8 protein-coding genes are annotated in these 12,974 nt (G+C 37.1%); 1 reads left to right on the top strand and 7 read right to left on the bottom strand.

Annotated features, from left to right (window positions below; all coding sequences use genetic code 11):
• Positions 1-176 precede the first annotated feature (176 nt).
• On the top strand, positions 177-965 hold the full coding sequence (locus tag AABK36_RS08325) for a hypothetical protein (protein ID WP_309939409.1): 789 nt from the start codon (positions 177-179) through the stop codon (positions 963-965).
• A 78-nt stretch (positions 966-1,043) separates the two neighbouring features.
• Here AABK36_RS08325 and AABK36_RS08320 read toward each other — a convergent pair whose 3' ends face one another.
• The 7 genes from AABK36_RS08320 to AABK36_RS08290 all read right to left on the bottom strand — a co-directional run bounded on the left by AABK36_RS08320 (position 1,044) and on the right by AABK36_RS08290 (position 12,820).
• Entirely contained in the window at positions 1,044-2,504 is a 1,461-nt protein-coding gene (locus AABK36_RS08320) for a glutamate synthase subunit beta (protein WP_309939408.1), read from the bottom strand.
• A gap of 17 nt (positions 2,505-2,521) precedes the next feature.
• Positions 2,522-7,069, bottom strand: coding sequence for a glutamate synthase large subunit (gene gltB / locus AABK36_RS08315; protein WP_309939407.1), 4,548 nt, complete (start codon positions 7,067-7,069; stop codon positions 2,522-2,524).
• A gap of 557 nt (positions 7,070-7,626) precedes the next feature.
• Entirely contained in the window at positions 7,627-8,421 is a 795-nt protein-coding gene (locus AABK36_RS08310) for a DNA-binding domain-containing protein (protein ID WP_309939405.1), read from the bottom strand.
• The gene (bufB, locus tag AABK36_RS08305) at positions 8,412-9,386 is read right to left on the bottom strand and encodes an MNIO family bufferin maturase (protein WP_309939404.1); all 975 of its coding nucleotides are present in this window, start codon (positions 9,384-9,386) and stop codon (positions 8,412-8,414) included. Before bufB ends, AABK36_RS08310 begins: the two co-directional genes overlap by 10 nt.
• A 128-nt stretch (positions 9,387-9,514) precedes the next feature.
• The gene (locus AABK36_RS08300; protein ID WP_309939401.1) at positions 9,515-10,186 is read right to left on the bottom strand and encodes a hypothetical protein; all 672 of its coding nucleotides are present in this window, start codon (positions 10,184-10,186) and stop codon (positions 9,515-9,517) included.
• A 13-nt stretch (positions 10,187-10,199) separates the two neighbouring features.
• Entirely contained in the window at positions 10,200-11,795 is a 1,596-nt protein-coding gene (locus AABK36_RS08295) for a ferritin-like domain-containing protein (RefSeq protein ID WP_309939399.1), read from the bottom strand.
• Positions 11,796-11,941: 146 nt separating this feature from the next.
• Complete coding sequence (locus AABK36_RS08290) at positions 11,942-12,820, bottom strand: hypothetical protein (RefSeq protein ID WP_309939397.1); 879 nt, start codon at positions 12,818-12,820, stop codon at positions 11,942-11,944.
• Between the last annotated feature and the right edge of the window lie 154 nt (positions 12,821-12,974).

Below are 12,974 nucleotides of genomic sequence, written 5' to 3'. Positions count from 1 at the left end.
TCTAAATCATTTTATTCAAAGGCTGTCTTTAACTAAGGTTAAGGCAGCCTTATTTTTTTGCATAAGTCTATCTAGAAGTATTTAAATTAAATTCATAAAAAGTCACTATGAAACCCAAAACGAAACATTTTCAACACACGATGATTGTATTATTATTGAATAAAATAATATAATAAATGAAAAATCTATTCCTGCTTTTAATTCTATTATTTGCCTTAACTTTTCAAGCATGTAATAACGAGAATGACAATGTTTCACCTTCAAATAACTTTAACTACGCCAATCTTGAAACTTTTAATAACTGCTTAGAATCAGCACTCTCAGAAATTGGGAACCAAAAGAAAACAGATGAAACATTTGAAATTACAAATTCATTTATTGATTCAATCACTCTAGACTACGCTAACAAATTCATTCCTGAAATATCCTCCAATGATTTGAAAACTAATTATTTTGAAGCAGAGCCAATTCAGGATATTTTCAACAGAAATAACTCCAGAAAATCCTCGGCAAGCCTAACTCCTAGAGACCAGTATCTATATAACCTGTACAACAAAGCCGCATATTCTAGAAACATAAATGAAGCTCAAGCTGCACTAGACACTATCAGCCTTGACATATACACAAGAAAACCCACAGGATATGAAAGAACAGCAATTAACTACTTGCAAAATATGCTAAAAAAAATCATCGCCGATTATTATACTTACCATGTATTCTTCACACCTGATGAAGAATATAGAAAATCTGCAAATAGTTTCTCTACAAGCAATTCGAATGCTTATAATAAGAATGATTTTTGGCTAGAACATGGCCCTTGTCTCATTTCATATTTTTGTGGAATAATGTACGAGATAACAACTAACAAAAAGGAACTCGAAAGCAAACTACAATCATTAATAATTGTCAATTCTTTGCTAAAGTCAAAAGCAGGTATCCAACCTTGCAAACAAGACAAGTCTTAAATATCAACAACATAAATAAAAAATCCTCCGCATCATGATGCGGAGGATTTTCAATATTTTAAATGCTTGCGATTAAGCTTAAACGACTACATAAGATGCATCTTTTCTAGCCAATACAGATTCTCCCTGTAAATATTCATCACAAACTCTTGCGGCTTCTCTACCCTCAGAAATCGCCCAAACAACCAATGACTGGCCTCTTCTCATATCTCCTGCTGCAAATACATTAGAAATATTAGTTTTATATCCTTGAGTTTTCACATTTCCTCTTTCATCAAGATGAACGCCTAGTTCCTCTAACAATCCACTTTTTTGGGGATGAGCAAAACCAATGGAAAGATACGCTTTGTCACAAGGCAAAATTCGCTCTGTTCCCTCAACTTCCTGAAAACTCATTTTACCTGATAAATCGGATTTCCATTCTACATCCACGATTTTAATCTCCTTGACATTTCCATTTTCATCCCCAATAAACTCTTTGGTTAATACTGAAAATAGCCTGTCACATCCCTCCTCATGGGAAGTTGAAGTTCTCAATTGTTTTGGCCACATAGGCCATGGAGTCGAAGCGTCTCTCTTTTCTGGAGGTTTTGGCAATAATTCCAACTGAGTAATTGATCTAGCACCTTGGCGATTTGATGTACCTACACAATCCGAACCTGTATCTCCTCCACCGATTACAATGACATGCTTGCCTTCAGAGCTAATAAGCTCTTCCTGCAATGCATCTCCAGCAACAAGCTTATTGGATTGCTTTAAATAATCCATAGCAAAATGAACTCCTGTAAGCTCCCTGCCTTTTACCTGCAAATCATTTGGAACTGTCGAACCTCCGCATAATATTACCGAATCGAATTTTGAGAACACCTCTTCCACGGAAAGATCAGAACCTATTTCCGTATTCATAACAAACTGAATTCCCTCTTCTTCCATGATATTCAGCCTTCTATCGATGACCCATTTTTCGAGTTTAAAATCAGGAATTCCATATCTTAAAAGCCCTCCTGCTCTATCATCTCGTTCAAAGACAGTGACATTGTGCCCCGCTTGGTTTAACTGATAAGCAGCGGCCAAACCAGCTGGCCCAGAACCAATAATCGCAACGTGTTGATCAGTACGCACAGTTGGAATTTTGGCCTTCACCAAGCCTTTTTGATAAGCTTTTTCAATGATACTTTTCTCAATATTCTCAATTGTAACAGGGTCATTGTTTATCCCCAGAACACACGAAGCCTCGCAAGGGGCAGGACAAATTCGACCTGTAAACTCTGGGAAATTATTCGTGGAACTCAAGATCTTATATGCTTGCTCCCATTGTTGATCATAAACCGCGTCATTGAATTCTGGAATAATATTACCCAATGGACAGCCTGAGTGACAAAACGGGACACCGCAATCCATGCATCTAGCCGCTTGGCATTGAATCTTTTCCTCTGAAAATTCTAAATAAAATTCCTTATAATTTTTCACACGAGTAAGTGGATCCACTTTACTCGGCAACTCTCTTTTATATTCTTGAAAACCTGTTGGTTTGCCCATAATTTCTCCTTCTTTGATTAAATAGTGAACTCCACTTCCTCGTCAAGCTTCTTATCATCTTGACTTTCGGACTTTTGCTTCTGCAATACAGCTTTGTAATCTGTCGGCATTACTTTCACAAAATGAACCGAAGCCATCTCCCACTGATTGATAATACGTCTTGCCGAACCACTGCCTGTCAAATCAGCATGCTTTTCTATCATCGACTTAACAAAATTCAAATCATCGTCATCCAGTGTTTCAAGTCCTACAGACTCCATATTGCACTTTGCTTTAAATGCCATAGACTTGTCATATACATAAGCGATACCTCCACTCATTCCTGCAGCAAAGTTTCTGCCTGTGTCACCTAATATGACAACTCTACCTCCTGTCATATATTCGCAACAATGATCACCAACACCTTCAACAACTGCTGTAGCACCAGAATTCCTTACCGCAAAACGCTCTCCTGCTTTGCCTCGGATAAATACCTCTCCGGAAGTCGCTCCGTACAACGCCACATTACCAACGATAATATTTTCTCTAGCTCTAAATGATGCTTCTTTCGACGGATTAATAATCAATTTTGCTCCAGAAAGGCCTTTGCCAAAATAATCATTAGCCTCGCCATCTATATGAAACACAAGCCCTTTAGTGCTAAATGCTCCCAAGCTTTGACCAGCGGCACCATTAAGCTTAACATTTATGGTATTCTCAGGCAAACCTTCAGCTCCATACCTTTTCGATATTTCATTGGAAACCATAGCTCCAACAGATCTGTCAGTATTTACGATTTCATACTCTAAATCAACCTGCTTGCCTGTGTCGAGTGAATTCATTGCATCAGCAATAATTCTTCTATCCAATACATTATCTATTCCATGGTGTTGGCTCTCGCTATTGTGCAATGTACCCTCGTTCTTAGAGTCAAAATACAATACAGGCGACAAATCCAAACGTTGTAATTTCCAATGATCAAGATTATCCTTAACTTTCAATACATGAGCTTGGCCTACCATTTCATTAACAGTTCTATAGCCAAGTTCCGCCATCAACTCCCTTAGCTCTTCAGCCATGAAAGTAAAGAAATTAACCACATCCTCAGGCTTTCCTGTAAAAAGTTTTCGCAGCTTTTTATCTTGTGTCGCGATACCTACCGGGCAAGTATTCAGATGACATTTCCTCATCATAATACACCCTTCGACTATCAATGCGGCAGTCGCAACTCCCCACTCTTCCGCTCCTAACAATGCAGCAATGGCAAGGTCTCTTCCTGTCCTAATTTGACCATCCGTCTGCAACACTACACGACTTCTTAGTTTATTCATCACTAGCGTCTGATGAGCTTCGGCAAGACCTAACTCCCAAGGCAAGCCAGTGTGCTGAATAGAACTTAATGGAGAAGCACCTGTGCCACCATCAAAACCAGAAACCAGAATAGCATCAGCTTTAGCTTTAGCAACTCCTGCAGCAATTGTTCCCACGCCTGCTTTAGAAACTAACTTAACATTGATTCTAGCTTTTCTATTCGCATTCTTCAGATCATAGATCAATTGAGCCAAATCCTCAATCGAATAAATATCATGATGCGGAGGCGGTGAAATCAAGCCTACACCCGGAGTAGAATGTCGAACTCTGCCAATCCAATCATCAACCTTATGTCCCGGCAATTGTCCTCCTTCTCCCGGCTTCGCGCCTTGAGCCATTTTTATCTGAAGTTCTTCAGCATTCGTCAAATAATTGCTGGTAACGCCAAATCGTCCTGAAGCGATTTGCTTGATTGCAGACTTTTCAGAATCTCCATTAGCATTTGGGAAGAACCTTTTTTCATCCTCTCCGCCTTCTCCTGAATTGCTCTTTCCTCCAATACGATTCATGGCAATTGCCAATGTACTATGAGCTTCATAAGAAATTGATCCGAAAGACATCGCGCCTGTCGAAAATCTTTTCATAATTTCTTCCGCAGACTCTACTTCCTCTTTTGCAATTGGCGTTCTTTTATTGAAATCCAACAAACTTCTCAGTGTGATATTCTGATCATTTTGCTTATTGATTTCATTAGCATAACTCTTATAAAGCTCAAAATTATTTTCCCTCGTGCTACGCTGAAGCAGTTGAATCGTCGTTGGACTCATCAAATGAGCCTCGCCTCTTCTCTTCCACTGGTACAATCCTCCAACTTCCAGTTTCAAATCTTTAGCTTGCTGATGATAAGCCAAGTTATGCCTAACTAATACTTCTTTGGCAATATCATCATAATTCAAACCTCCAATTCTGGAAATAGATCCTGTGAAACTCTTGTTTACAACCTCTTCGCTTAAGCCCAAGATTTCAAAAATCTGAGCGCCATGATAAGACTGCAATGTAGAAATTCCCATTTTGGAAAATATCTTCAAAAGCCCGGCTCCAACCGCTTGAATATAATTTTTGAACGCTTTTTTATCAGAAATATCACCTTCCAACAAGCCTTTTTGATTCATCTCATGAATCGTTTCAAAAGCCATATACGGGTTAACAGCATTAGCGCCATAACCAATCAAGGTCGCAAAATGATGTGTTTCTCTCACATCTCCTGACTCAACCACTATACTGGCTCTGACACGAGTACCTTGAGTTACCAAATGATGGTGCAAAGTAGAGACTGCCAATAAAGATGGGATCGCTGCTCTATTGGAATTTGTTTGTCGATCAGATAATAAGATGATATTATGTCCTTCATCCACAATAGCTTTATCGGCTTCCAAGCATAGTTTATCCAATGCTTGCTCTAAGCTCCCCGACTCACCATCGGCGTCAAAGCACATGTCAATTACTTTCGCTCTGAAGTTTGTGTGCTTGACTTGCTTTATTTTATCCAATTGCACATTGGTCAAAACCGGTTGCTTCAATGAAATCTGCTTGCAATGCAATGGCGTTTCAGAAAGGATATTGAAAGTAGGGCCCAAACTTGTATGCAAAGACATAACAATACGCTCTCTAATTGGGTCGATAGGAGGATTACTCACCTGAGCAAACAACTGCTTGAAGTAATTTGACAAATGCTGGCTTTTCTTGGAGAGCACAGCCAAAGGAGTGTCCGCGCCCATAGAGCCTAAAGGTTCTTTGCCCGTTTCCACCATCTGCTTTAACACGACTCTTAAGTCCTCGGATGAATACCCAAAGGAAATTTGTCTTTGTCCTAAAGTGTTTTCATCAAATCCATAAGCAGGCTTTATCGCTTTTGGCAAATGCTCAATTGGAATTTCATTAGCAGCTAACCATTCTTGATAAGGTTTTCTTGAGCAAATTTCATCCTTTATCTCCTCATCACTGACAATTCGTCCTTTGGCCATATCGACCACGAACATTTTTCCAGGCTGCAATCTGCCTTTTGCCACCACATCCTCTTGCTTCACAGGCAGAGCTCCTGCTTCCGAGGACATAATCACCCTATTATCATCAGTAACACAATATCTAGATGGTCTCAAGCCATTTCTATCCAAAGTAGCCCCGATGATATTGCCATCTGTAAAACATACTGAAGCAGGCCCGTCCCATGGCTCAATGATTGAAGAATGAAACTGATAAAATGCTTTTCTCTTTGCCTCCATACTCTCATGCTCTTGCCAAGCTTCTGGAATTAGCATCATCATCACATGCGGCAAAGATCTTCCCCCCATCATCAAAAGCTCGATCATATTATCCAAACTGGCTGAATCGGAGCCTTCTATATCACAAACAGGGTTAAGAATATTTATTTCTTTCTTAGAAAATAACGTTGACTCAAACAAAGTCTCACTAGACCTCATCCAATTAATATTTCCTTTGATCGTATTAATCTCTCCATTATGAGCTATGAATCTGAAGGGTTGCGCCAGTTTCCATTTTGGAAAGGTATTCGTAGAAAACCTTGAATGGACAGAAGCCACAGCTGATTTCAAAGATGGGTTTTGCAAGTCCAGAAAATATGCTTTGACTTGAAATGTGGTTAATTGACCTTTATAAGTAATCAATCTATTCGAAAAGCTGGCGAAATAGTAATCGTCCTTATACTTAGGAAATGCTTTATGAACTTGCGAACCAATATGCTTTCTCAATACATATAGCTTGCGAGCCAATAATTCAGCATCCTCATTAATTTTCGCGTCTTTATGCTCAACGAAAATTTGAGAAATATTCGGTTCGTTCAATTTTGGAGTTTCACCCAATACGTCAGAATTAACCGGCACAGGTCTTGTCCCCAACAACTTAAAATCAAGCTCTTCGATACAAGATTTCATTATATTTTCCATGATCTCGCTTTCAGCGCACTTTGGCGTAAAAAGCATACCAACTCCGTACTGATTTGCTTCTGGCAAGTTCAATCCGATAGTGTGTGCTTCTGTAACGAAAAACTCATGCGGTATTAAAAACTGAATACCAGCTCCATCCCCTGACGCTGGATCAATTCCACTACCTCCACGATGCTCCATATTTTCAAGCATAGTAATCGCGTCTGAAATATTCTCATGCGATGGCTTGCCTTTCAAATGCGCTATAAAACCTATACCGCAGGCATCATGTTCAAATTCCGCCCTATACAGGGATTTGCTATCATCAATCATCAATATTAGAAGAGTTTAAAAATTACAAATTCAGAATTTCCCTTGCATTTGGTATCACGGGCTCATAAGCAAGCATCACAAGGGATTCCCTTTTAGAGATAATTAGGTACTATAAATTAGTTAAAATAGCATCAATAAGCAATTTTTATTTGGCAAAGACTTACGACATCAAAATATCATTTTGATAATCAATCTGAGTAAAACTCTAAAACATTAAATAAATAGATTAATAATTTATTGAACTTTTACAATTAAATAATTAAAAAAATCACACTAATTAATCTTAATAGTAAAAAAATAGAAAAAACATATCACTCTCAACTCTGTCAACTTAATCATATCATTTCACAATTAGTATTTCTATGATTAATTGCAAAATTGAATTGGCATTTTTTCAAACCATCTAATCCGAATAATAAAAATAGCCCTCATTTTTATAATTTGTAAAATGAGGGCTATTTCAAAGACGACATTATTTATAAAGGTTATAAATTATATTTTTAACACCTTTTTAGATCTAAAATGAAGCTCTTATTAAAATGGGACTTAAATCAAAATCATTCAACTAAATTAAGTTCTTGAAGCAACCCTTGTTCAAGCCAAATATTCTTCCATTTATTCCAAGAATCTCTTAATAATTCAGGTGTTGCATCCATGATTGAAGACACGTTTTCTATGCATGTTTCGACGTTGCCAAATGTGATCAAATTATTCAAAAAGTGATATTGCAACTCATCGATTATAAATAAGCCTAGTTTGTAATCTTTACGAACCAAAAGACTGAATTCTTTCTTTTCAAAAGGCAAATCCGGGTTTGTCCCCTGACAATACTGTTTATAGTATTGACATATTGGAAACTTGGATTGAAAAGTAATCAATACATCATTTAGCTTGAACTCATGCATGCCTTCATTAGTATAAACATCTATACTATCTGCTGACACCATATCAAAGATTCGGTTCAAAGCCCATTCGAATCTAGCCAATTCAATAATGAAATCAGGCCAGTCTTCCTTTTCTTTTTTATCTTTATCTGGTCTGGAGTTTTCCAAATACTGAACAAAACTATCTCCAAGATTATTCAATGTATAACTCCCCGAGGGATAGCTTTTTAGATACTCTTCCGAAAACATATCAAACAAACTTTCACCTAAGGCAAACGAAAGAGCGCTAAACTGGCTTTTCATGCATTCTTTCAGCCTTCCCAAATAGCTTCTTTGATATACATTGAGTCTTTCAAGCACCTGAAAGTTCTCAGTAGAATTTATCGTTTGACCTGCATCACTAATATTCACTGAGCTGGGTTGGAGAATTGACTCCTGCATCCATTTTTGCAAATCTTCTAATTCCATGATTTTTCCTTTTTATCCGCTTCGAATAATACTTCTTTCGAAACCTTATTTGACATGAAATCTATAGAGTTATATGAAGAATCAACCGTTTTATCCAGACTTACTAGTAATTCTTCTCCATTATTATTAAAAGTCGACATATATTGCTCCGCCTTTTTCAACTCAGCATGATACTCTTCAAAAGGAGGTATATTTCCATCCCATTCCAGCAATAATGACTTATCACCCATCTTCTTCCAAGCGTAACTAAACAAATCCCAAACATTTTGATCTACTTCACGATCATGAGTATCAATGATATGATTGCCACAATGCTGATGTCCTGCGATATGCATTTGAACAACGGATTCCGCTGGGATATAATCAATATACCGTTTCGAATCAAAACCATGATTAAATGCCGAAACATAAACATTGTTAACATCAAGCAACAATCCGCATCCCGTATTTTTCACCAATTCTACTAAAAATTCCCACTCTTGAAGAGTCGAATGAGCAAATGTTAAATATGAGCTCGGGTTCTCTATAATCAAAGGCCTTTCCAAATATTCTTGAACCAGATTCAACCTATCGCTTATATGTTTCAAAGACTCTTCAGTAAAAGGCACAGGCAACAAATCATGAGTATTCATACCCAGTACTCCTGTCCAACATAAATGATCACTGACCCAAGCAGGCTTTATCTCATTTGCTAATTTTTTCAACTTCTTCAAATAGCTAAAATCCAAAGGATTGCTGCTTCCTATCGACATCGAAACACCATGCATCACTATAGGGTATTGTTCCGCAATTCTTTCCAGCATATATTTTGGTCTTCCTCCTGAATCCATAAAGTTTTCAGAAATAATTTCAAACCAATCCACATCTGGTTCATGCTCTATAATATGATTAAAGTGTTGGCTCCTTAATCCCAAGCCTAAACCAAGATCCGGCAAACATGCTACATCACTGAAATAATTCGACATAAAAAATGAAATTTTTTTCGCATCACCCACACTTAAACAAAGCATTTCAAATGCGTATTTATATTGAAAAATTAAATTGGTTTCATATAAAAATGGTCAAGCTTATATCTTAGCTTGACCTATCTGACTTACTTTTTATCGTGGCATTTGCATGAACACTTTTTCATTGTTTCGCTCAAATCTTTCTCGCTTTCCGATATCATTTCTTGAGCGTTAGCATTAGGGTCATTATATCCAAATGAACAATATTTATCGCCACTATTGCCGCACGAATCATATTCGCCAGTGCTGCTGACTGACTGAAGCCATTTCTGTGGGGGACCGCTTTCAAATGGAGCTTCGCCAAAATTTCTTTTTGACTTTCTCATTCTCTCCTCAAATAACTGTCTTGCAATCAGCCAAACGCTTTTGCCTTTGGCTGGCCCCATAGTTCCAAACCTCTCCGCTTGTATCGGCGTGGCACAGCTTCCTTGCCAAGCACAATCATTTGCTCCAGGCTTGCACTGTTCCTCGCTATCTCCATAAAGACCACATCCCCCTTGCCCTCTGCAATTATTCAACGTATGGCATACATGCGTTTGAGTAGCGCAATATCCTTTGCCAGCGCAATCATTAGAACCAAACCTATCATGCCCTTTGCAGGCATTTAAACCCATGCATGCATGTAACTCCTTAACCGGCTTATCCGACTTTTTATTATTGCAGGTACCGCAACTTCCACCACCTCCACAACCATTAGGGTTCCCTCCAGTTCCTCCACCACAACCATCTTGCAACAAATGTTTATTATCTAATACCATATCAAATGAAATTTTATGAAAATAAAGAACCTTTAGTAGCTGTTTCTTGATAAGGCTCTAATGAAATATTAGGCAGGTCATGGATTCTTTCCTCTATGTAGGAAATATTGTTAAAACTCGCTACAGCCTCGTTGTACAAAGAAATAATTTGAGATTTAGGACTTGATGCCGCACTAAAAGGGTAGTTTTCAAAAGTTGGGGCGACAGTTCTAATCTTGCCTTCTTTATCAGTGAACTGCAAAGAAGAAATCTCCCCACATAATGAATTCAAAATAAATATCATTGACTTATGAATCCCAAACATAAAAATCTCATACTGTGTATTGCCATCTTTTTTATAACACTCCTGAGTCATTATAAATATGTAAGAATAAATCGCATTGAGTAGATTGGATAGTTTCTGTATAACAGCAGGGTAATCGCTTGTTTTTGGATTATCAGGAAAATTCAGCACATAAAAAGACTCTAAATCAAATTCAGGAATATTAAATTTCGCTTTAAAAGAATTTTGAAAACGTTGAATTTCATCCGAAAGATAGTACAGTTCCAAAAACTTGCCAAAATGAGATTCAAAAGGCTCGTTCACCGCATGAACAGCTTTCTGCAAATTTTTAATCACACTCAACTTCCCTTGCAAATCTCCCTCATTTCGCTCCGCAAGGTTCTTAATGGCTTGTATCATATAACCTGCCAATTGAGATCCGTCGGAAACATCTGTCGACTTAATGCCTTCCGACTCCTTATGATTATTAATCAAGTCGTATATTTTAGTTAATAATCCATTTAATACTTGTTTGTTTATTTCGAAATCACCTTCATTTCCTTCACCTTGTTCAACAATTATATCAAGCGCTTCCAATGCCGATTGTCTATTAATCACATGAACCAAATCAGCTTCATTAGCTCCATCTTGGTTCGTAAATTGGGTTTTGTGATTCTTATTATAATATACAGTGTCAATATTTTCATGCGCATAGTAACCTTTTCCCGGCACCAACTGAGGCTTTTCAACTTGATATTTAAATTCAAATTCCTCAAGACATTTTTTTATCTGCCCATAAAATTCTCCGATCGTAGTATACTCTATCGCATTGGATAGAAGGTCGCTTCCCTTGCGCAATTTGAAAGGACTTTCGATTTTTAAAAATGTTACTAATTGATCCTGAGTAAACTTAGCTAAATTGATAGGAAAATCCGGATCATGCCCAGGCAGGAATGCTGGCCATACTTCGGGACTTTTATCAACAAGATCCGGCAAAGAGCAAACACTTTGCTTAACGTTTGAGGATAAAGCCATATGAAGCATTTCCTCAATAACTACACTCATTATCAATGCACCTGCTTTATTTGCATATACCATAATTTTTGCGGATATGTCTAAAACTATCGCATCCAATTCCTGCTCCGGCAGACCAACGTTTGATAGTTTACCTTTCACATAATTGATGATCTGATTCTGATCAGGTTCTCTAATTATTGAATAATAAGTATAAAGATATGTCGGTATGGTAGCTATCTCGATTTCTATTGCTTGCTGCAAAGCCTCATCAAGATTTTCAGGAGTAACAATCCCTTTGTCTCCTCCCAGATGAAATGTGGTGTGTCTCATGATTGTTGATATTAAAAAAGTTAATAGCATATATTGATGCTATTCATTCAACAACAAATTCTCAGCCAACACACTTTGCTATTATTAAGATAAAATTAAAAATGAGGCTATCCAATTAATGAACAACCTCAATGAAATATTATTTATTAATTTCCTAATGAGAAAACATAAGAAACTAATAATGTCTTATTATCACCAACCACTTTATTCTTCATTATAGTTAATGGTGTTCTGCCTTTGAAAGTATAGTCGTATCTCAAGGAATACTTCGAAGGCTCCATACCTGTGCCTGTTTCTGTTACATCTGCGGATTCAATCACATACTTATAGAACATATCTAAAAATTCATAACTATAAGGTTGCTTATAGAATGAATTATAACCAGAGCCATAAACTATATTCTCTATAGTGTACGTATGATCTGGTGTAGAACTATCAGAATATAACATATTGACCATAGAAGTTGGAGACTCTTTGTTTGTCAATGAATAATTTATCAACCATGCCTCAACCAAGTTTTGAGATCCTGGAGCTCCTTCTCTATACTCTACATTTATTGTCTCAGTATCATTAGTGGCCTGATACCTATAAATGAACCTACCTTGCTCATCGCCAGGCTCCACACCATTATCTGGATCATCTACAACATTCCTCAAAATCATAAATTCCAAATCTCCAACATCATCATATTCATACTGAATAAAGCCTACAACATTGTTATCCAAATCTCTTAAAGTTGCATACGCAACCTTATTCATATCTGAATACTCAAACTCAATACTATTGTATGAAGGGGTATCTTCATCATTATTCAGCGGAACAGCCATCAACTCAGAAGCCGTTTTCATATTACCATTGTCATAATACGTGAAGTTAATAGTCGTTTTCTCATCTTGCTCCTTATCGTCGACAACCATACTCTCAACTTTGTATGTCCCGTTATCATCATCATCGTCACTACAAGCTCCCAGAGCGAAAATCAAAACGCCGCAAGCCAAGGCCATAAATAGTTTCAGTTTTTTCATCTTTTCTATTAGTTTATTAAACTGCTTAATTTTTACTAGTAGAAAAACCTATAGAAGTCTGGCATTGTTCAACACATTGTATCAATAAATTAATAAAAAAATATAAAAATAATTAAATTCAATTATTAATCCGAATAATCATATTTAAAAAATA

Source organism: Aureibacter tunicatorum, from assembly GCF_036492635.1.
In the GTDB taxonomy this organism is placed as follows: domain Bacteria; phylum Bacteroidota; class Bacteroidia; order Cytophagales; family Cyclobacteriaceae; genus Aureibacter; species Aureibacter tunicatorum.
This window is presented reverse-complemented; position numbering and strand designations above follow the sequence as displayed.